A 23,542-nucleotide genomic window follows, 5' to 3' on the forward strand; every position below is an offset into this window, starting at 1 on the left:
CACACGCATACAGATCATCCTCACAAAACTTCAGTTCCCGATATGCGCCTTAAAACTCAGCCTCTTAGTTTATGAAGTAAGGAGGATTTACAAACTGACACTCTTGATAAAATAATCAGAATCAATAGGAAGATGGGCATTCACATGGACAAACGTCAAAAGCAGCAGATGCAATTTGAAAAGAGCGGAGAAAACCTCATCGTTGGCAATATTGACGATTGTCCGATATCTCCGGAACAATTGGCTCGGACGACGGAGGCTTCTCCTTATGTGGTGGAAGCTTTTCAAAGTGGATTAACGGCTGAAGTATTTCGGGTTCGGTTTGGCGGAAAAGACTACACTCTGAAAAAGAAGCGCCCTGAAGCCAAGGTGCAAAATCTTAATGGACAGTTGTCGTTCCTGAATGAAGTGCAGCGTCGTTCTGATTTGCAAAAGCAGAAAGATTCTACGCACACCTCCGTGGACTTCGAATGCATCGTGCCGACCGTGTACGCTGATTATCGCTTAGGCATCATTCTTTCTGAGTGGATAGAAGGGGAACCCGTCAGCGATGTATCTTCCTCATTGCTTTACCAGCTATTCTCAACCTTATCTGCGTGTGAAAAAATTGGCCTGTTCGAGTGGGACTTATGTAGTGGCAATCTGCTCGTAGATGACGACCATAAACTCTGGCTGTTCGACTTCGGTTACATGTACCCCTTCGACCCGCTAACGGAGCTCAACAGTGACGGCCTTAATGCGCCTATCTTTCAGTTTTGTGAGCGCTTTGAAACTCGATTCCTTTCGGGCTGGCTTGTGCAGCAAGGTTATTCTCACCAAGAATCATTAACCCTATTCAAAAACGTTAAACATGAAGCACTTAGCGTCTTACTAGAGCAATGCAAGTGGCTACGTCTTAACCACGCCAGTTCTGCCGTTTTAAACCACAAAGAAGCGCAAGTGACCAAATACCAAACCGCCCTTCAGAATAAAAAAGCCTTAGAGGACTTATTTATTGTTGAGATGTTTCGCTCGCATGTTTTGGATATCGAAGATGATATTGATGGGAAAAGTTGTACTGCAACAACGCTAAAGCGCGTCAATACGGTTCTTGAGATGGTAAACGAGCATTATGATTTTCTCAGCGAACAAGGTGCACTGTTCTACCAAAATGAAGGGAAATCAAAGCAAGAACTTATGGACTCCTACCGCGACAAACTTGCTTTGGTGAAGGAATATCAGCTCAGTAAAAACCACCAGTAACCACTGAATAGCCCAAGTAAAATGTCCATCTTCTCACTTGGGCTAAGTGACGATTGTGCTACTTCTTAATTGGATTAAGAATGATCGTTGTGCGTTTTGCTTTCGGTCCAAATACTGATCGCGCACGCGACTTAACCTCTTCCAAAGTGATGCTTTTAGCCGTTTGTTCCACATTCAACAACAGATCCAGCCCATAATCATGCACCAGATAACGACCATATGCCCATGCTCGCTGGCTAGGTCTGTCCTTCATTCCTTGCATGGCGACCACCAATTGTTTCGCTGCGATATCGACCTCTTTCTGGGTAATGTTTTTCGCCAGATCATCAAAAATTTTATTTAACTGACTGTCCATGATCGCCACATCTTTTGGGTCGACTTGCGATTCAAAGATCCAATCCGAGACTTGCTCACGATCCTGTATCATCGGGTAAATACTCGGACTGTAATCCAAACTCAGATCTTCACGTAATTGAGCCATTACGCGTCCAGCACTGATGCGCTGTAAGATATCGACAACCATCGTGTCTCTCGCGCTTTGGGTAACATCATTGGCGTTGGTCAAACGCTGCAAATAAAGTGAAGACGGCTCATGACCATCCGTCATTACAGAGCGACCAGATGCCTGCGGATTCAAAGCCACGTGGTAATCAATAGGCTCACCAGGTGTCATTTCGATAGAAGCAACAAACTTGGTCAACAGAGGTTCAAGTTGCTCTGGTTCTATGTCCGCAACCACCACCATTTTGAAGCCGTTATTGAACTTAAACAAACGCTTGTGTACCGCAAGTATCTGTTCTGCGGTAACGCTCTCGACACCATCGCTATCCAAAATACGATGGCGACTTTCCGGCAGATAAGCATTTTGATTGGCTTCCTGAACCAACTTTCCCATTGGTGACTCAAAAAACGCGCGACGCTGCTGTTTAAATTCTTGCTTTACCGCTGTCAGTTGGCGCTCATCGACCTTAATTTCTGTGCTCAGGTTATAAATTGCATTCAATGCACTTTCCAACTGTGCTTTTTGCGTGGTGACTTTTACGCCGTGACTGGTGGTATCTAACATCGGAACAATAGAAGTATTGTTGCTACGTAAGTAACTGTCTAACTCCGAACCTGAAAAGTACCCGAGCCCGCTTCTTACCGCTGCCATGGTGGCTATCTCATAAGCTGGGTAAAGCGGCTTATCTACTGCCGCTTTACCGCCTTGGCTTGCAAAGTAAATGTAAGCGCGCCCACCCGCTTTTTCGTCCTTTTGGAACCATACATCGACGCCATTAGAGAGTGTATATACCTCAAACCCTCCCGCCTCTTTGCGAGCACTGATAATGCTGCCTTCCTTAACTGGCTGAAGGAAACCACCCGCTCTCGCTTCCATCGACAATGGTTTTTCTCCGGGTTGGAAATAAGCCGTATTTAGAGATGAGAATACATCGGGAAACTGCGCGCGCGTTTCGTTTTTGCTCATCCCGATAGAAAAGCTTGGCGGCAAAGACAACAGCTCTGTAATGTGAGCATTCACACTGGCTAACGTGGCGTTGTCGAGAAACGTTGTCAGGCTATGAGCGTAACTTGATTTTGACTGGCTGACGCTGTTTTGCTCTAACTGGAATACACGCGCATCAGCGTAGCTATTGGGTTTACGCTTGCTCCAGTCCGAATCCAGATTGGTGAGTTCACCTTGCCAGTTAGCCATAACACTGTCTAATTCTGCTTGGGTGACGCCATAACTCCGAAGCGAAGTTAACGTGCTGATAAACAGGCGGTGCATTTTTTCGCGGCGCTCTGGCGCAAACGCAATACCGGCAGACATCATCCGGTGGTAGTTAGAATAGTAAGGTTGAGCGTACGCATACTGGAAAGGAACGGCAGCATCATTGAGGTCTGTGATCAGTCTCTGCTGGATCAATTGTCCAGCGACTTCATCCAACCACTCTTGATGCTGTTGTTCGACGGTTTGGCGTCCTATCGCGCCTCGTTCAACAACAAGATGCAGGCTGGGTGACTCAATGGAATTACTTGGCAGGATTTCATTATTGATGTTCACGCGAATATCGCGGCGTTTTTTAATCACCACATCTGACGTGCTTTTCCAGCTGGAAAAGGTCTTGTTAATGTCTTCCGCAAGAGCGTCGACATTAACATTGCCGGTCACGATAAGCTCGGCGTACTGCGGCTGATACCACTGTTGATAAAAGCTTTTCAGCGTAACTGGCGTCGCCTTTTCTATCGAAACTCGAGTACCAATAGGATCATGCTCGCCATAAAGTGTACCTTCTACCGAAGCTTGATACGCATTTAAAGCAAAAGGCTTATCATCCGGGTTCGCACGACGCCACTCACCTAAGATCACGCCTTTTTCTTTTTCCACTTGGGTTGGTGAAAAGGTCAGCCCGTCGCCAATATCGCGCATCCAGATTAGTGCGTCTTGCAATTGACTTGGGTCCGCGAGCTCCAGTTTGTATCCTGTCTGCTGATACGCCAAAACTCCCTCCGGACTGCTCGAATAATCTTATCGCCTCATTACCAGAAAAGTGCGTACTGCCATTAAATGCCATGTGCTCAACAAAATGTGCATAACCTTTTTGGCTTGTTTGCTCTTGAAACGAACCAATGTTCATCACCATTCGCACAGAGACCTCTTGGTCTTGTGTCGGGTAGATATGATATTTCAAACCATTCGGTAACTGATTAACGTACCAGTTGGTGTCAGCCTGAATCTTTGTCGAGTTAGGGGTAACAACACAGCCCGACAATATTAAGGTCGAGGCTAACAAACTATAGCGCATAGCAATGATCCGAGATGATGACCATGCAATACAAACTCTTTCTAGTCGCATAGCCTTAATATACGTGATGGGGCCTTCGGCTTAACTCCATGCTCCAGACCCCGCTTTAGCGGTGGCTTATATCCAATTGAAGTCCAGGTGCAAAACTCAAAGCATAGCCACCAGCTCAAGTTAAAGAAAACTAATGCAAGTGTAGGTCAAAACGAACACTCTCTCCGAGTCGATCAAGCTTGTCGGAAGTCTCGACAAAAAATCGATGACTCTCCCCTTTAGAGTGAAGATCTAAGTTGACTCTATCACCTCTTCCGGGTGTTGATATGGCAAATTGAAAGCCTGTCTGTGTTTTCTCACAAAGCAATAAACACGGCTTATCGACCTCTAAAGTGACACCTTCTTGCGTATCAGACTCAGGTATTTCAATACGACCCGGGTGACGAAAAACACAGCCAATATGGCCTTGATAAACCACCGCCTGAAGCGCAGGCGTATTCTCCAATACCTTAACATAAGGTTGAGCGGCATAACGTTTCGTCTCTGCTAATGAAGACCCAGGTAACAGCGTGTATTCATAACAGGTATTTTTAGGTTGAACACCATGGTCAATTGACAATTTAAACACCCTGCCACTCACTTTGTCTGTACTCAAGTGGGCATTAATTCGCTGCCAACTGCCTTGTTGTATGTGACTATGTAAGTGAGCATTCACATTACCTAGAACGTAACCCACATTTGCATGATGCAACCAACTTTTGGCTTTAACCAACGTCGACTCCCCATTATGGTATGCATCATTTACACACGCTGGGAAATCATAGTGGCACTGGTTAATCGTAGTCATTACCGGTTCAGGGTGTGTCGAACTTATCCCCGCACCAAGAGCGATAATAACCCCCTCACAAAAGAACCAAGATTTTAGCCCCTGGGTTTGCATCACATCCAGCTCGAAACTGGTCATGCCCCAACGGCGATTGCTGACGCCGCCCGTCCAGTCGGTTTGTTGTTCTATTCTTCCCCATTCGTGGGCTGGCATTACAATTTGTGGACACGTCACACCCGGAATCTTAGCCCAATCCCAATAAGGATAAATATCGTGGTACTCGTTACCCGTCACCCCAATATTCATACTGCCAAAGCCCAACCAAAAACCCGTCAGATTTTCCTGATTACCAGTTTCAATCGGCGTGATTCGACAAGAATTGGCTTTCACAGACACAGCGTATTTATTATTAGCCATAACCGCGTAATCAGAACGCCAGAAGTGTTTAAACCCAGAAAAAGGGTAGTCATGCCCCTGAAGGTGTTCGAGATATCTTTGCAACTGAAGGCGATAATCAGGGAACAAAGCCAACAACATCTTCGCTTGAGTTGTCAGCATGGTTCGACAATGCGGTTTTTCCAAATCAGGTTTGGCGATAGCCCGGCCACAAACGTTGTAATCCCAGCGCCCGGTCCGAGTCATCCACACCGAGCCTTGGAGATAGTAAGTCAATAACAAACGTTGTTGCTGTGATGAAAAACGGAATCGAGTCTGCGCGCAAACATAAGCCCAGGGAAGCGCAACATTGATAAACGATTCACCATAGCCACCATTTTGTAATTGCGGACCGTGCTGTTGATAGGAGAAATCAGCCTGTATGCCCTCTTCCTGAGTGATGGTAATCGTTTCTGCTATCGCTTCCATCGCCTTTGCAAAAAGTGATTCATCGCTTTCTAACAACCCACGATAGGCTATTCCATTGGCAAGATCGACTCGATTGGCGCCTGTCATTGACGCGTTATTGGGCAGATCTTGTATCAACTGCTTGATTAACGTTTCACTAAGCTCTTCACTGAGCAACAGAGCGATTGGCCCCATCAGTCGTTGCTTACCGATTTGGTTCCACCACCAGTTCCAGTTAGTTGGATTTATTTGATACCAATACGCCAAGGCCTGTTCAGCAATAGTATGCGCGTTTAAACAGCGCTGACGTTTAAATTGGCAAGCGAGAACCAGCACACGCTGTAAATAAGCATGGATGATTTGTCCATCCTGCTCGGCGTCTGCCAACTGGAGATCGGGCCAACCAGAATGAGGAGAAAAAGTGGCTTGCCACTGCGCTACTTGCCGTTGCCAGACTTGTTGTGTTTGAAGAGACAATTGCTGATCAACAATTGTTTGTGACACCTTATGTCGGATCTGCATCAAATGTTGTGAATACACGATGCGAATAACTCCTTAATTCAGCCAGAAAGGGGGATGCAACAGTCAACCTTGTTCACTGTCAGAAAATAAAAAAAGAAGGTGCTCTCACACCTTCTTTGACTTGATTAGTTATCGAACCAACTCCACTCATATGGCTGTAATGCCAATTGTTGTGGTTCACCTTGTGTATTGAATACCGTGACCTGCTGAGCTTGATCCGTGAAGTTCACGGCCGTGGCTTTGTTGGTCTCAGGATAAAAAGCAACATCGACGTACGGGTTGTTAGACAACCATGCGTGAGAAACCGCTTCCTGCTGGGTCAGCCACAACAGAATGTGTTGTAGCAAACGCGCGTTTTCCATACTGAATGGCAAGTTACCCAGATACACAGCTCGACCAGCACCGTATCCGCGCGCGGTTAACGCCAAATGTTGTCCCTGAGCTGCCAATACCGTCAAGTCATCCGCTTGTGGATACACATAGCTTGGGTTACCGAAGTCCTCGTCACCCTTAATGAACTGACTTAAGTAATGGTTTTCCGCGATTTGCAGTGGCATCGCGACGCGTCCCATCGTCAGGGAGGTTTCTTTCTCTAAACCAAATACATCGCCAAGCTGGAAGTAACGGCCATTTTTCTGCCATGCAGAAGGCTCAGACACACCCAGTAAGCCACCGCCTTCAGCAACAAACTGACGCAGTGCAACGATGACTTTTGGATCGTTCCAACACTCACCACCACTCCATGCAGAGTTCGCATCACCCGTGTTGATGATGACTTTGATCTCCGGATCGATGCCTTTTTCTGCAATGTCATCAAAGCTGATGAATTCAACGTCAAACGGCAAACCAGACAGACACTCAAGGATGTTGTTACCTACCAGTTCCATCACATCAGGGCGAGGTGGAACATAGAAACGCTGGTCTCGAGCCTGGTTTTGCAGCCAGCTACGTGCCGCACCCCATGCGCTTAACACGGCGACTTTTCCTGCTACTTTCTTCGATTCACTGCGTTGTGTGAACTCAAGGTAGTCACCGAACTGACTTGAGATTTCAGTCACATGGTCAATAAAGTGCGGGAACTGGTTCGCAAGTGACAAGTAGCCGCCATAGCCAATACGGTCCAACGGTTTTTGCAACATCGCACGGCGAATCTTGGTCCAGTTAGACATAGATTCAACCACAGGATCATTCCCCTCGCGGAATACATCCGGGAAGAAGTAAGGATAAAAACGCGCTTCGCGAATCTGATCACCACCTGAATCTGTTAAACGACGCAGAGCTACGCCATCTTCTACCGCGCCGACATTAATATCGATGCCAATCTTTTGGTAGCTCTCAAGGAACGGTTCCGTCCCGATCCAGTGGTCTCCCTGGAACATTGCGGTCTTTTTGCCGGCTTGATGAGCCATGTTGACCAGCTCTGCGGCAAACTCCACAACGAATTCCTGGACAAAGGTCATCCAATCTTGGTACTGCTTAGAAGGCACTTTATAGGTACCGTTGTAGTAACCGGCATCAACAAAATCTTCTGGAGACAACTTGTAGCCAAAACGCTTTTCAAAATCTTCTAGCGCTCGTGGGCTCACGGTTTCGCCATAGCCCGTCCAATCTCGATAGATGTCTTGGTTCTTTTCACCCGTATCGATAACAAACAAAAACGCAAAGGTGGTGAATCGAACTACTGTGGTATTTGGATGCGTTTCTAACCAGTGTGCAAAATGGTTTAACAAATGTGCACGACATTCCGGATGGTAAGGGTCAAGACTCTTAATACGAGGGCCTTTCCAATCGTTAGTCAGCGCGTTGTACATAGAAACGCTGTCCCAAACCTGGCGCGCCATAAAGGTAATGGTGTACTCGTGATAAGGGATCGCATCAAAGAGTTCAATACGTTGATGATCTGCATCAAATTCCCACTTGTCAGCCGGAATCACTTCGTTCAAGGTACGGTTTCTAACTTCCCACCAAAGCTTCGGCTCACTGTCATCATCCAGTTCATACTTGTCTTTGCTGTAACCATTGAGTGGGTAAATCTCAACGCGATCACTCATCGCCGTCACAGGGAACGACATCAGATATTTACGATGTAAGTACTCCGGATGTTGGTTCGCGTATTCCTGATCGGCACGAACAAGGCACATCACTGAATAGATGTCGCTGTCTTGCTCAGCTAATGAATCTGGCATGGTTGTACCATCGCTGTCGCGAAGTGCATCCGCTTGCCAACGCTGATATAAATCCAGTACTACTTCTTCCTGCCCTTCTTCGACAGGCAGGGTCATATGACCTTTACGAGAGGCAAATTGGGTCATGATAGGCTCCAAAAAGTTGGGAGAGACAGGGGGCTTTTATCCCCCTGAATGGATATTCGAGTGTGCTTACCAGAAGAACTTCTGATAACCGTTTGCGCGCATCAAAGCTTCTAGATAGTAGTAATCACCGTACGGCAACATGTTGTCGCACAGACCAACTTTGACAAACGAAGCACCGTGCGCAAGCAAGCCAAGCGCAGATTCATCGCCCGTTAAGTCACAGCTGTTCATCAGACCTTGCAACAGGAAGTTACCCCAATCTCGGTACTGCTTCGCTTCTTCTGGATCTTGAATACATTGCGAAATCAACAGTAAGCCCGCTGCAGTAATCGCGCCTGCTGAACTGTCTTTGTACTGAATTTCGTCACTTGGTAGCGAGTAATCCCAAACAGGAACGCCATCGTCTGTGATTTGCTCTACAGCGTAGCGAGCTAGCTTCTTCGCCAGCGTTAGGAATTTCTCGTCCTGGGTGTACAGATAAGTTTGAGCGAAACCGTGGATTGCCCATGACTGTCCGCGAGCCCAACAGGAATCATCCGCGTAACCTTGGAACGTCTCACCTTTGATCGGCTCCTGAGTGACCGGATGGAAGTTAAATGAGTGATACGTTGAGTAATCCTCACGCACAATATACTTCGCTAGCGTCTCGCTGTGTCGAGTTGCGGCTTGCGCATAAACAGGAGAACCCGTCACTTTTGACGCCCAAAATAGTAACGCAGTATTTTGCAGAGAATCGATGATCGATTTGCCTTGCGTAATTTCAGGGCCAAGAGGATGCGTGTCATTCCACGCAACGATATAACCACCAATCTTTCTGAAACGATGGATAAGGTGATCAGCGGCGCGAATTGCCATCATTTTTGACTCTTCATCGCCGGTCAATTTGTAATCGGCCACGCAGCTTAAGCTGTATTGGAAACCTAAGTCGTGATCTAACCAGAATGGGTCAAGCAGCATGTCGGCAAAATATTGTTTGCGCAACTTGGCACTGTTTTTAAACTGCTGATCAGCCGTCATTTGGTAGCAGAGCCATAACTCGCCTGTCCAAAACGACGAAACCCAATCAAACTGGTCACAGTAATCCCATTGATGCTCCGACGTACCAATTTTTGGATTACGCTCACCAATTTTAGGAATATTACGCTTAATCGCTTCTACTACCGTGGTTAGATGGTTCACCACTTTTGTTTCGTCCAGTGTGCCTGGCAACGGACGCAAAGTAATCGTTTCACTCATACCGAAATTCTCTTAAAACCTTTGTAATGCAAACTCAGGGTTATGCTCGATGATATATCTATAGTTTACAGTGATACTTTTCTATAAACGCATAACTCGCTCACATTTTTAAAACATCATTTCATTTTAAATATTAATTTCAAAAAAAAGCTGATCTTCAGCTTTCTATTACAGCGAATGGTCAAACTCGCCAACCGCCAACTACCTTTATGATTCAGCGGTTCGGAGAAGCGTTTCTTCTCCGAACGTCGCAAAACTAGTCTTGCTGCTTGTAGTGCGTCTCTGAAGCGTTGCGTAGACGCTCTGCCGCTTGCTCAGGCGTTAGGTCACGCTGGCTCTCTGCTAGCATTTCATACCCAACCATGAACTTACGTACTGTGGCACTGCGCAGTAATGGTGGTAAAAAGCTCGCATGTACTTGCCAATAAGCGTCGGGATTTCCACCTATAAACGGTGCTCCATGCCAGCCCATTGAGTAAGGGAAAGAGCACTGAAAAAGGTTATCGTACTTAGTGGTTAACAACTTAATTGTCTTGGCGAGATCAGCCTGAAGCTCTTGAGTCATTTCCGTCAGTCGACTTAGCTTAATTTTTGGCAATACCAAAGTTTCGAATGGCCAAGCTGCCCAGTAAGGAACCAAGGCCACCCAATAATCACTTTCGACAACAATACGCTCGCCAGACGCCACTTCACGCTGAACATAATCCAGTAACAGAGGACTATGGTACTGCGCAAAATAGCGCTGCTGCTGTTGGTCTTTTTTGGCTACCAAGGTAGGCAAAAAACTGTTTGCCCAAATTTGACCATGCGGGTGAGGTTGAGAGCAGCCCATGCTTTCACCCTTGTTTTCAAACACCTGCACCCAAGGATAACGCTGGCTCAGTTCTTCCGTTTGTTCTATCCAAGTAGTAATCACATGTCCAATTTCTTCCAGGCTCAACTCTGGCAAAGTGCGGCTGTGATCAGGCGAGAAGCAGATAACACGGCTTTCCCCTTTGGCACTATGAAGTTGAAAAAGAGGATCATCGCTCACTGGTGAATCAGGGGTTTGCTCTGTGAGGGCGGCAAAGTCGTTCTTAAACACGAACGTACCTTGATAATTCGGATTCACATCACCGCTGATCCGCTTATTCGTTGGGCACAAAAAGCAGTTATCATCATAGCTTGGCAGGTTTTCAATATTGAGGGTTTCTTGTTGCCCTTGCCACGGTCTTTTCGCGCGATGAGGCGACACCAGCACCCACTCACCCGTAAGAGGATTAAAACGACGGTGAGGATGCTCTGCAACATCAAATGATTGAGACATTATGTTTCCTTAAAGAATTAAGATTGGTAACCATTCGGATTGCGCTGCTGCCAGTTCCAACTGTGCTCAACCATATCCATTAAATCGTGATTTGCGCTCCAGCCAAGCTCTTTCTCAGCCTTATCCACTTCGGCAAAACACTGCGCAATATCACCGGCTCTTCGTGGCTCGATGCGCACCGGTAACTCTCGGCCGAGTACCTTATTCATCGCCGCAACCATATCTAATACGCTGACGCCATTACCCGTCCCAAGGTTGTAGACATGCAGCCCACTGACATTGCCTCGCTCTTCCAGTGCCGCCACATGGCCTTCGACGAGATCTTGAACATGAATGTAGTCACGCACGCCAGTGCCATCATGCGTTGGGTAGTCGTTACCGAAAATAGAGAGCGTGTCGCGTCGTCCAATCGCCACTTGAGTAATAAACGGCATCAGGTTATTGGGAATACCGGTTGGGTCTTCACCAATTAAACCGCTAGGATGAGCCCCGATCGGGTTGAAATAACGTAACAGCGTGATGCTCCAGTCTGGATTGGCAGCAGAGAAATCTCTCAAACAACTTTCGACCATATGTTTACTCGTACCATATGGGTTGGTCGTTGCGCCGGTTTGGGCAGTTTCAGAAATAGGAACTGTTAGAGGATCGCCATAGACCGTCGCCGATGAACTGAAGATAAAACGGTAAACATGTGCGGCTCTCATCGCTGCCAGTAAATTCAGCGTGCCTGAGAGGTTGTTATCGTAGTATTCGAGGGGTTTGGCCACTGATTCGCCTACTGCTTTTAACCCGGCGAAATGCATCACGGCACCGATTCTGTGCTGTTCGAAAATGCAATCAAGCACGAGTCGGTCGCGAATGTCCCCCTGATATACAACCAATGAACGCCCAATCAACTTCTCAATACGACCCACGGCCTTAGGGTTACTGTTGCTGAAGTTATCCAGCACAATCGGTTCATGTCCTGCAGCAGCCAATGCAACACAGGCGTGACTACCGATATAGCCGCAGCCACCCGTCACTAATACTTTCATGAATTACCTCTTACAAATGAGCTTTAACAATGGCGTCAATCGATCGGAAAAATGTTCTTCTCGTACCGATGTTGCACCATTTAATAGTGATGCTTTGGCGTTCGCTTTAAAGCGACAGAAATAGACGCTCCGCCCGCTGGTTGACACATAGTCATCAAGCATCTGTACGCCAAGGTGGTCAATAAAGTTGATCCCTCTTCCCAAAATAATCAGTTGCTTAGAACTGATCTTCTGCAACTCTTGGTGGAGGTATTGAACGCAACCAAAGAAAATCGAACCATTGATGCGAATAACCGCGATATCTTGCTGTTCATCAATATTCAGCTCGTCGCAATTTAATAATTCAATGGTAGGACGCGACGTTCTGCGCAGGTAAAAGAAGAGAGAAGCTGCAACGCCAACATAGATAGAAAGTTCAAGGTGAAGAAAAATCGCGGCTAGGCTGGTCACTGCCAAAATAAAGATTTCTTTACCATCATGTTTTGCAATCACTTTAATGTGATGAACATCCACCAGATTCCAGGCAACAACCAGCAACAAGCCTCCCATACCTGCAATCGGTATATAGGCTGCGTACGGAGCAAACAGCACCATGATGATCAATAAGAATAAGCCAGCAAACACGGCAGCTAGTGGGGTTTGTGCGCCGCTACTGTAATTCACGCCGCTGCGGGTGAAAGAGCCCGAGGAGACATAACAAGAGAAGAACGAGCCAACCATGTTTGAAATTCCCTGGCCGATAAACTCTTGATTACTATCAAGCTGTTGGCGAGATTTCATCGCAACTGAGCGGCTAATTGAAATCGCTTCAACCAGACCCAACATCGCAACCGCGAAAATACCGTCAAGCATGGTAGATATATGGCTAAAACCAACAAAAGGAGAAGACAGGCTTAAATAGTTACTGCTTACTTGGCTCACCATCAAAACCTCGTTACCGGCATGATTCATCCAAGTCGCAAACCCCATCGCCACCAAGGTCGCGAATAACATGTGGGGTAGTTTTGGCCAAATGCGTTTACACAAAACACAAACAGCGATGGTAACCATGCCCACTAATAGCTCTTTACTATTTAATGCATTGATATTACTGACTAGCAGTATGATATTTTCAACCGCCGTTTCGCCTGAGTCGTATTGCAAACCCAATACATGCTTTAGCTGGCTGACCCCGATAACAATCGCCGCACCTAAAGTGAACCCAAGCACCACAGAGTGAGACACAAAATTGACCACAACGCCAAAACGCAACAATCCGAAAAGCAGTTGAATAATCCCGGCACACAGGGTCAACGTAAAACACAGTTGGATGTAAAGAGGCGTTCCCGGATCAGCGAATTGACTTATGGTGGTAAAGACAATCACCGAAAGAGCCGCTGTCGGGCCCGAAATCAAATGATGTGATGAGCCAAACAGTGATGCCAAAATAGCGGGAATAATTGCTGTATACAGACCAAACTCAGGTGGCAAACCTGCAATCATGGCATAAGCAATACCTTGGGGGAGCACGATAATTGCTCCTGTAAGTCCGGCTAAGATATCCGCTTTAAGAGTTTGAGAGTTTACCTTGGAAGACCAGCTTAAAAACGGAAACAGAAGGGACAACTTGCGATGTTCAACAGCGCGCATCACGATTCCTCTAACAACAGTCGATTTATGACGGGAAGATGATCACCTCGCTTTCCTGTACTCACCCAGAAACTAAAAATTCATACAGAAGCAAAATGAGCACAAAAACTATAAACAATCGCCCCGATGCAATCAACATTAAATGAAACGTTATTTCATTTTTAATTTTTATCAATTTCAATTATGTGACACAGATTATAAAACATCGTTTCAAAATTGATTTATCACTCCATAGTGATACTATTTAGCTGTGAACGCTAGTTAGCTATTAGCTGTTCTTATTTTATGAAATATTTCTTCACTATCAGATTAATATTTTAATCCAACGATATTGAATATGAGTCATTTAAAATGCGATGGTTTTAATGAGGTTAAGTTAGCAGCATTTGAAACTTAAAGTCTTTGATAGCTCAAAGTAAGTTTTAACTGGTATTGGCCCTACGAAAGTAGTTACTGGTTGAAATAAGATATAGCTTTATATTTCCTAAGATATTGTTTGCATACTAAAAGAGCCCTTATGGGCTCTTTCTTTTTAAATAAACAAAATCAAACAATTAACTTATTTATCACCACTTACACTTTCTATTAACAACCCATTCCGTCCCAAGGAAAATATAAGAAAAAACAATATTCCTTTATTTTATCGACCTTGTTTATTAATAAATAAATCGACAATTGAGTTTACACAATCGTAAATACCAACAATCACGCGATTAAATGGAACAATAGTAAACTTGGTTAACTTTGTAGCGTGATTTTGGATTCAAAACTGTTCTAAATTGAATTTTAAGGCGTTGATATAATACCACGGTCTAAGTAACAGCATTAGGAACAACACATGGCATCACAGATAGAAAAGACTCGTTGCCTGTCACAACTCATTCACCACAAGCCAATTCACTCACTTAATTGTCAGCGTGATTTTTCTCATTCTGGATTTTTCTCTATGCCGGATCCGTCACGTCACGTTTTTGATTTCAATGGGGGCTGGCTGTTCTACAAGGGTGATCCTCTAAACGCCAATCAACTTATTTGCGATGATAAAAACTGGGTATCAGTTTCTCTCCCACATTGTGTGGAATTGTTACCTGAAGATGCCAGTGGCACCATTAACTACCAAGGCGTCGTTTGGTACCGGAAGCACTTTCTTATCCCGGAGAATTTAAAAGATCAACGAATCGTCATTGATTTTGAAGCGATTCAAGGTAAATCAGAAGTGTGGATTAACGGAGAGCTGCTTGCCTCGCGTAAAGAAGGATTTCTACCGCTTGTTATTGATATAACGTCATTCCTGAACTTTGATTCAACCAATATTATTGCGGTCAAAGCAGATAATAGCGATGACTCAAGCTTCCCTGCAGGAAAAAATCAATACGAGCTTGATTTTACTTACGTTGGCGGTATTTATCGCGATGTGTGGCTTTTTTCCACACAAAAGATGATGCATTTTGGCCATGAAGGAATCGCTAACACTCCAACCCCTAATACCAAACATTCTGGATTAAGAGTTCGCTATCGCAACGTTTCAGAACAAAGTGCCACCATTGATCTTGGCATGCAGATCATTAATCAAACGAATAATACGCAGCCAGTCACTATTGAGTGCCAACTGAGCTCTTGCCAAACTGGACACGTTACTACCAAGCAGTCGTTGAATGTTTCGATAGAATCTAGTGATCAGTATGTCAGCTGTAAAATGCAAGTAGAGCAGCCAGAACTTTGGCACCCCGACTCACCTAATTTGTACTGGATAGACTGCCGACTCTTCGACAATTCTGGCGAACAGATTGATAGCGTACGATTGAGAATTGGCATTCGCACTCTCGAACTTAAAGCAAAAGATGGCCTTTACATTAACGGCAAAGCCTACGAAGAAAAGTTAATCGGTGTTAACCGCCATCAGTACTACGCACACATCGGCACTGCATTGAGCAATAGTCAGCATTGGAATGATGTAAAGAAACTCAAAGATGCAGGCTTATCGGTGATCCGCACTGCTCATTACCCGCAAGACCCAGCCTTTTTTGATGCCGCTGATCAATTGGGAGTATTAATTATTCAGCCTTCTATTGGTTGGCAATTCTGGAATGAAGAGACTCAGTTTGTTGAACAAGCCAAGCAAAACGTACGCGAAAAAATTCGTCGCGATCGCAACCACGCATGCATTTGGATGTTTGAACCCGCTCTAAATGAAACCCATCAGCCGAACTGGTTTTTAAAAGAGTTACACCAAATTGTTCATCAAGAAATGGATGAAACGACTTGGGTTCCACTCGACAGCTATATTGATTGTCCTGAAGCAAGAGAAGTGATGTATGCACACCCTAACCAAGTCAAAGAAGGTGAAGCGGATGAAGGGCAATTGACTTATCCTGCGGAATTTGACGTTCCCGTATTTACGCGCGAATGGGGAGATAACGTCGACGACTGGAATTCTCACAACTCTAACAGCCGAGTTCATCGTAGCTGGGGTGAACAAGCACAAATCATTCAAGCGCTGCACTACGCTACAGGCTCCGATAGTTCCGGCCATGAATATGCCACCAATCTCAACGTATTACATCAAACACCACGGCAGCATATTGGCGGCACTTTATGGCATGGTTTTGATCACCAACGTGGTTATCATCCTGAGCAGTTTTGGGGTGGTATTATGGATGCGTTTCGCCAAGATAAATACAGCTACCATGTATTCATGGCGCAGCGTAACCCAAACAAAACCCATCCTATTTGCCAATCGGGTTACCATTTAAAAATACTCCACGAAGCTACGCCTATTTCTGGTTCAGATATCGTGGTGGTGAGCAATGTGGACAGAGTTGAACTGAGCGTCGCGGGTCAATATTTCGGTACACAAGTTGTCAAAAATCCGAGAAAAGGCATTCCGTTTTTGCCTGCTATATTCAAAGGCGCTTTTGATTTTATGGACTTTAAGAATCTGCACCGCGAAGAAAGGTTCACCGAAGCCTGCATTATTGCCAAAGGCTTTGTGGGTGACGAATGTGTGATCACCGAAATCAAGTATCCGGCAAAACGACCAACACGTCTGCGCCTTAGTATCGACAACTCATCGCTCATCGCCAATGGTTCTGATATTGGTACCATCGTTGCTGAAGTCACTGATGAAGATGGAAATGTAAAACGCTTGGCCCGACATCACATAAAGTTTGAGGTTTATGGTGAAGCGAGCCTAATCGAAGCCGACAACATTTTTGCGAACCCAAGGGCGACGGAATGGGGGAGCGCACCAGCGTTGATTCGTACCACGCAAACGGCCGGCAAGATACTGGTGATTGCCCGTCCGGTAAATGAAGGGATGAATACGCTTGTACCCGCTATTTTGGAATTAGATACCAAGCCTAATACGCTTCCTATTCTGCAATCGGAGCTACCAACTCAATCATCCGATAGCATTGCGCGATTAGCCGAAATTAAACACTCTTTTGTTGAGGAAGTTGATAATAGAATCGCTCGCAACGCCTATATAAGAGCCAAGCATCGAGGTGTTGAACTGCAACAATCAGATTGTGGCGAATTTCATTTCTAATCTAACGCGCCAACTCAGTTGGCGCATTTTTCTCAGCCAAAAATCTTGGGTACTAAACTTACCCCGACTCTAAATACCTAGGTGTTAATCAATAATGCTCAGGCTAATTTAAGCTTTTCTCAATAAATAGATACGCTAACCCCTTAAGTTGTTGAGAAGTCGATAATTCACCAAAAATAACTTGAGTTTGATGCTGAGTCAGCTCGTCGTTGTCATTGAATGGGTGTGAGGCAATTGCTTCGCGAATACTGCTTAACCAAGCGTCACCCAACTCACATAAAGGGCCATACAGTAAAATTTGCTCAATGCCGACTAAATTTAAGCAATTACTTAACGTTCGGCCAATCACATTGACTGCATTTTCACTCAAACGTATGGCACTTGGATGATTCGCTAATACCGCATCAATAAAATGTGCATTCCCTATACACCCTTTCTGTAAAACCTTGTCCCACTCACTTTGTAATGCCGTTAACGAGGCAACCGTCTCCAGGCATCCTCTCTGGCCACAGCCACACTGCTTGCCATGAATATCCACCAAAGTGTGTCCAATTTCGCCATTCGCATGAGAACGACTAAAAAAGACTTGCTCATCGATGATAAAAGCCGAGCCAATTCCATAGTCTAAATTCACTACACAAAAGTGCTCAGGGCGTTCACTTTGCCACTTTTCTGCCAATGCCAATCCGACACAATCGTTTTCAACAATGACCTCTGTATCAAGCCGTTGCGCTAACAAATATCGACATTCAAAGCCGCCTTTCCACTTGGCAAGAGGCATATGTAAAGATGCCCCACTGTGCCTGGATACTTGACCGTGCAAGCCGATAGCGACACGTAGTTTGCGCTGTTTACTGGTGTTTCGTGCGTTATCATATACGTCACAGACCGCGTCAATTAACGCTTCTGGTGTTTCGACATTGATCTCGGTCTCTGAGGCTTCGAGTAGCAACTCCAGGTCTGCAGTAACAACGAGTGCCGCGATTTTGTTTGGTGATACATTTAAACAAAGAATGGGGCTGAGTTTATTACTAAGTGCATAGATCCCCGCACTGTTACCACGGCGTTGAACAGGTCCGGGGAAAAGCATGATTTTTGATTCAGCATCCAATTCCGACAGTATCTTGCTCACAGCAGGTATCGAAAGCTGAGTGCGGGACGCCAACTCTGATTTACTCAAGGGACCACTTTTCGCCAAATGCGTTAAGATGGAACGCTTATTGTGAACTCGAATCGCTCTATTGGATAAACCTAATCCTTGACGCATCTCCATCACTCACCCCAGCTTATAGTGCTCAATCAATTTAAGTTGCTCTATCGACAGCTCTTGTAACTTCTGTCCGTTTGCTGCCACTTCCACAGCACCTTTTGAATTCGAGGACGCGATGTCTGATATTCGACTGATGTTTTTTGCTATGTCTATCGCGGTGTTTTGTTGCTGTTCTGTCGCCGAAGCGATATGTGCTCCCAACTGAGCAAGTTCAGAAATTGAAGCTTGAATACCTTGCATTACCATGCTGGTTTGATTGGATGATTCGCGCGAGTGCTGCATATAAAAATGGCATTGTTCCACTTGCTGGACCGCCTGCTCAACCGATTTATGCAACAATTGAGTCATTGTATGGATCTCTTGGGTTGAACGACCTGTACGACCAGCGAGTTCCCTAACTTCGTCCGCAACCACAGCAAAGCCGCGCCCCATGCTTCCAGCTCTTGCGGCCTCGATGGCGGCATTAAGCGCGAGTAAATTGGTTTGATCCGCTATGGCTTGAATCACTTCGAGTACCCGGCCTATCTCTGTGCTTACATCACTCACTCGCGATATGGCATCTGCGGACTCTTTGAGAGCTTGTGAAAGCTGATGTTGAGCCTCAAGGTTGTCAGTGGTTTGTTGTTGTCCTTTCACGACCGAACGCTCAATATCGTTTAACTGAGTTTGGCTGGTACGTGTGGCTTGGGAGACCTCCGCGACCGAGCTTTCCATTTCGCTCATCGCCGCTGCAACACTTTCGGTTTCGATGCGCTGTGACTCCAGCGATTTTTGACTTTTAGAGGCAGTGACTTGATTGTGATTAGCAAGCTGGTTTTGCTGATGGGATACCGACTGTACCAATGCCACCAAGTGCTTGAGTGTATTGATCATTTGATCTATCGAGTTAGACAATTCGCCAAACTCATTCTTGCTTTTAATGCCGGTAGTTAACGTCAGATCGCCATTTTCTATACGATTTAACGACGCTTTAAGCATGTATAACGCGTTACGAATCGTCCGGCTTAGTGTCACAGCAACCATTGACACGATTAAGAAAGAGAATAACGTAACCAAAATGATAAGTTTTTCTCCCCTCGCTTGCATCACATTGACTTCAGTAACTTGCTGTTCAGACAGTTGTCGAAGCTGTTCAGACTGATGGACAAACAGATCGATTAACTGTGCCGTATCTGACTGAACCCCAGCGAGGAGATCGAAAACTTCGGCCTGTTGCAACATGGCGCGATAATGTTTGACCAACACGCCTTGCTCGTCCGTCGCATGATCGATCACAGTCTTCAGGAGTTTTTGATCGCGCGTTGTATAACTGCGTGTTTTTTCCGCGAGAGACTGACTGGTTTTAATAATCCGCTCGGCGACGGCGCGATTCTTTTTAATCAGTCCATCGATAACGTCTGCCGAATTCGAATTTAAGCCTTGGTTGGTATTAAAAATAAGTGAATCAATAGTGGCTGCTAGATTGTTTGCCATAAAGCTGGCATTCATATCATCAACCGAGCCAGACAAGCCATAAGCGGCACGTTTCATTTTGGTGCTGTCTAAAACAAACTGCCTAGTCCGATCCTCTACCCATTGCTCTGTGTCGACAACTTGTTGATACCGTTTGAACAAATCGTGTGTTCGAGAAAATAGGGCGATGTCATGTGGAGTTTTTAACAAATCAATTTGGTGTTCGTTGAGTTGGGTGAACAACGCATCCAACTCCAACAATTTTTCATCATAGCGCTCATGGTTTTTTAAAAACTGAGATTCGATTCTTGTATATATGTCGGCATCCAACGGCGTGAAATAAGAGTTAGCCAAGGCTTGGCTAGTGAGCAGATGCACTGTCACTCGATTCAACTCAACCATATAAGGAGAAATCACTTCAGTCACGATATGGGTACGCTCAGACTGCAAGTTACCCTGGAGCAAACTCACGCCCGCAATCGAAATCATCGCCAGCAGCAACAAGGTAAAGCCAATGTAGATACGTCTAACAATGGACAGATCTTGCCAAAACTTCATAGGAACCTTTTAATATTTTTATAATTTACGAATTGTGAAAATAAAAAAGGCCGCATAACGCGGCCTTTTAAAGACAACTTAAAGTCACCCTGAGTTAGAGTAACCAGTGAACTTTACGCCACTTCTTTAGGTAGTTCGGCAACAGGAACCGCTGCAATCAATTTTTGAGTGTATGGTTCTTGTGGGTTATGAATTACCTGCTCGATGGTACCCTGCTCCATTATCGTGCCGTGTTGCAGTACGATCACTCGATCACAGAAGTACTTCACGGTTGCAATGTCATGGGTGATTAAGATGAACGATGTGCCAAATTCGTTTTGGAATTCAATCAATAGGTCCAAAACCTGTGCACGCAATGATACGTCCAATGCTGCCGTCGCCTCATCTGCAATGATGAGTTTAGGGATCGTCACCAGTGCGCGAGCAATAACAATTCGCTGGCGCTGCCCGCCAGAGAATGCGTGTGGATAGCGACTTGAGAACTCCGCTGGCAAACCAACTCGACGCATCATATTACGTACGCGATCTTTACGTTCTTGCGCGCTCATCTCTGTGCGAAGCAGTTTCAGCGGCTCTTCAATGATATCCGCAACCGTCATACGTGGATTTAAAGAGGACCATGGGTCCTGGAAAATCAAACGTAGATCGGCAAACAAAGGATCGCGTTTCACACGCTTGTAGTCAGCAAGCTCAAGCTCGACGTCACTACTTTCGTCTACGTAACGAATGTTACCTGACGTTGCCGGCTGCATACCTAAAATCGCTCGACCTAAGGTACTCTTGCCAGAACCGGACTCACCAACAATTCCCAAAGATTCGCCTGGGTGCAGCGTCAACGTCGCGTTGTTAACCGCCGTCATAAATTGTTTTTTCTCGAACATCTTGCCCGGTTTTTCAAACACTTTAGTGACGTTGTTTACATCTAAAAGTGGCGTTTGCCCTGTGTAAACAAACGGTTTTTTCACCTCAGAAGGTAGCTCAAGCGCACGCGTCGCATTCATCAGCTTAATCGTATATGGGTGCTCAGGTCGCTCGAAGATTTGGCGGACATCACCTTGCTCGACAACTACACCTTTTTCCATAACGACGACACGGTCCGAGATTTGTGCCACTACCCCTAAATCATGAGTAATGAACAAAATAGCCATGCCTATCTCTTGCTGCAGTTTGGCAAACAACTCCAAAATTTCAGCCTGAGTGGTCACATCTAACGCCGTTGTTGGCTCGTCGGCAATTAATACATCCGGACGACTGGCAATCGCCATCGCGATGACAACTCGTTGACGCTGACCACCAGATAACTGGAACGAGTACTTGTTAATCAAACTTTCCGGCTCAGGCATTTGTACCTGAGTCAAAAGTTCAATTGCACGTTCATGAGCCACTTGTTTCGTGATGCCTGGGTCAACAAGACAAAGCACTTCTTTAATTTGATCGCCAACCGTATGAACAGGGCTCAGTGCTGCCATTGGCTCTTGCGATACCAATGAGAAGTTAAAGCGACGCAAATTACGCATTTCTTCACTACGCGGATGCAACGTGGTGATATCCACCTTGGATCCATCGGTATAATAAAGAATTTCCCCTGAATCAATGCGTCCTGGTTTGTCCAGCAGTTGAAGAATCGCGCTGGTTGTCACAGACTTACCAGAACCCGATTCACCGATGACTGACAAGGTTTCCCCACGATTTAAATGAAACGATACGTTTTTAACAGCGTGGAAGGTTTCCATCGTTGTCGGGAAGCTGACGTTCAGATCTTTAACTTCAAGAATTTTATCCGCCATTTTAAATACCTTATTTTGCACCTTGTTCATGGTAAGGGTCGCAGGCGTCACGTAAACCGTCACCTACAAAGTTCATCGCTAGAATGGCAATAACCACACTTGCTGCTGGAATTAACAGCCAGATTGCATCCGCTAGTGCACGGATGTTTTGGGCTTCTTGTAACAATACACCCCAACTCACCATAGGTGGTTGAAGGCCTAGACCTAAGAAGCTAAGCGCCGTTTCGCCCAAAATCATGCTCGGAATGGCTAGCGTAACCACTGCGATGATATGACTCAGGAAGTTTGGCACCATGTAACGGCGGATGATTTCAAATGGTGAGTTACCATCTAACCATGCCGCTGCAACATACTCTTCGCTCTTCAATGACATGAAGCGGCTACGGACAACACGAGCCATATCAGGCCATGCAACCAAACCTAAGATAATGGTGATCAGGAAGTAACGCTGCAACGAGCTCCAGTCATTAGGTAATGACGCACCTAGCGCCATCCAAAGTGGAAGCGTTGGTACCGATTTAACAATTTCCATGGTGCGCTGGATGAAGTTATCTACTCTGCCACCAAAGTAACCGGAGATACCACCCACCAAAATACCGATGAAAAAGGTAAAAAATACACCAATCAGACCAACCGACAGCGAGATACGCGCACCATGAATTAGTCGCGACAGCATATCGCGTCCCATTCGGTCAGAACCAAGGATGAAGAAAGGATCACGTTTATTCTTAGGTACAAGTAACTTGTACTTCATCGGAATGAAGCCCGCTAGCGTGTACGGTTCTACCTCACCAAAAAATTCAAAGTAAACTTTCTTCTCTGGATTCTCGGTGTAATGACGTTTTAGCGAACGAGGGTCGGTTTTCACTGTGTAGCCGATTAAATGTGGCGCCCAATCCCAACCTTCGCTGGTTTTCTCAAACAGATTTACCTGTTGCGGCGGCGCGTAAGTGTATCGACGCCAGTTGTCACTTGAGTTAAACGGTGCAAAAAACTCCGCGAATGCAGCGACAAAATAGATTAGAGCTAAGAACCACATACTGTACCAAGCCAGTTTGTGACGTCTTAATTTAAGACCAATCAATTGCCAGGCGGTTGCTTCCGTTAGGTCAATCTGTTTTTTCTTTCGCTTCCATACTCGAGCAAATATGCTATTGGCAGGAGCAGTTTGAATATTAGCTGTCATGATGATTACTCC

12 protein-coding genes and 1 pseudogene are annotated in these 23,542 nt (G+C 45.6%); 2 read left to right on the plus strand and 11 right to left on the minus strand.

The annotated features are described in order from the left end of the window. Positions 1-144: 144 nt before the first annotated feature. Positions 145-1,242 (plus strand): AarF/UbiB family protein, encoded by a 1,098-nt coding sequence (locus V1U08_RS05680; protein WP_330470144.1) that lies wholly within the window; start codon positions 145-147, stop codon positions 1,240-1,242. Between the two features lie 58 nt (positions 1,243-1,300). Here V1U08_RS05680 and V1U08_RS05685 read toward each other — a convergent pair. The 7 genes and pseudogenes from V1U08_RS05685 to V1U08_RS05715 all read right to left on the minus strand — a co-directional run bounded on the left by V1U08_RS05685 (position 1,301) and on the right by V1U08_RS05715 (position 13,730). Then, a pseudogene (locus V1U08_RS05685) lies at positions 1,301-4,031 on the minus strand (M16 family metallopeptidase). A gap of 181 nt (positions 4,032-4,212) precedes the next feature. Next, complete coding sequence (locus V1U08_RS05690; RefSeq protein WP_330470145.1) at positions 4,213-6,231, minus strand: polysaccharide lyase 8 family protein; 2,019 nt, start codon at positions 6,229-6,231, stop codon at positions 4,213-4,215. A 107-nt stretch (positions 6,232-6,338) separates the two neighbouring features. Then, a complete protein-coding gene (gnpA, locus tag V1U08_RS05695; protein WP_330470146.1) occupies positions 6,339-8,525 on the minus strand; it encodes a 1,3-beta-galactosyl-N-acetylhexosamine phosphorylase in 2,187 nt (728 codons plus the stop codon). Between the two features lie 66 nt (positions 8,526-8,591). After that, on the minus strand, positions 8,592-9,761 hold the full coding sequence (locus V1U08_RS05700) for a glycoside hydrolase family 88 protein (RefSeq protein ID WP_065298036.1): 1,170 nt from the start codon (positions 9,759-9,761) through the stop codon (positions 8,592-8,594). A gap of 256 nt (positions 9,762-10,017) precedes the next feature. After that, a complete protein-coding gene (locus V1U08_RS05705) occupies positions 10,018-11,070 on the minus strand; it encodes a UDP-glucose--hexose-1-phosphate uridylyltransferase (RefSeq protein ID WP_330470237.1) in 1,053 nt (350 codons plus the stop codon). A gap of 14 nt (positions 11,071-11,084) precedes the next feature. Next, positions 11,085-12,101, minus strand: a complete 1,017-nt coding sequence (gene galE / locus V1U08_RS05710; protein ID WP_065303151.1) for a UDP-glucose 4-epimerase GalE — start codon at positions 12,099-12,101, stop codon at positions 11,085-11,087. Positions 12,102-12,104: 3 nt separating this feature from the next. Further along, positions 12,105-13,730 carry a SulP family inorganic anion transporter gene (locus V1U08_RS05715; RefSeq protein WP_330470147.1) on the minus strand — a complete coding sequence of 542 codons (1,626 nt, stop codon included), beginning with the start codon at positions 13,728-13,730 and terminating at the stop codon, positions 12,105-12,107. Between the two features lie 838 nt (positions 13,731-14,568). Here V1U08_RS05715 and V1U08_RS05720 point away from each other — a divergent pair. Continuing rightward, entirely contained in the window at positions 14,569-17,277 is a 2,709-nt protein-coding gene (locus tag V1U08_RS05720; RefSeq protein WP_330470148.1) for a glycoside hydrolase family 2 protein, read from the plus strand. Between the two features lie 103 nt (positions 17,278-17,380). Here V1U08_RS05720 and V1U08_RS05725 read toward each other — a convergent pair whose 3' ends face one another. The 4 genes from V1U08_RS05725 to V1U08_RS05740 all read right to left on the minus strand — a co-directional run bounded on the left by V1U08_RS05725 (position 17,381) and on the right by V1U08_RS05740 (position 23,530). Then, positions 17,381-18,544 (minus strand): ROK family transcriptional regulator, encoded by a 1,164-nt coding sequence (locus V1U08_RS05725; protein ID WP_330470149.1) that lies wholly within the window; start codon positions 18,542-18,544, stop codon positions 17,381-17,383. Positions 18,545-18,553: 9 nt separating this feature from the next. Continuing rightward, entirely contained in the window at positions 18,554-20,557 is a 2,004-nt protein-coding gene (locus tag V1U08_RS05730) for a methyl-accepting chemotaxis protein (protein ID WP_330470150.1), read from the minus strand. 113 nt (positions 20,558-20,670) lie between these two features. Beyond that, on the minus strand, positions 20,671-22,344 hold the full coding sequence (locus V1U08_RS05735) for a dipeptide ABC transporter ATP-binding protein (RefSeq protein ID WP_014235058.1): 1,674 nt from the start codon (positions 22,342-22,344) through the stop codon (positions 20,671-20,673). A 10-nt stretch (positions 22,345-22,354) separates the two neighbouring features. Further along, positions 22,355-23,530, minus strand: coding sequence for an ABC transporter permease (locus tag V1U08_RS05740; RefSeq protein WP_020334988.1), 1,176 nt, complete (start codon positions 23,528-23,530; stop codon positions 22,355-22,357). Positions 23,531-23,542: the final 12 nt, after the last annotated feature.

This window comes from Vibrio sp. YYF0003, from assembly GCF_036350715.1.
GTDB classification, from domain to species: domain Bacteria; phylum Pseudomonadota; class Gammaproteobacteria; order Enterobacterales; family Vibrionaceae; genus Vibrio; species Vibrio natriegens.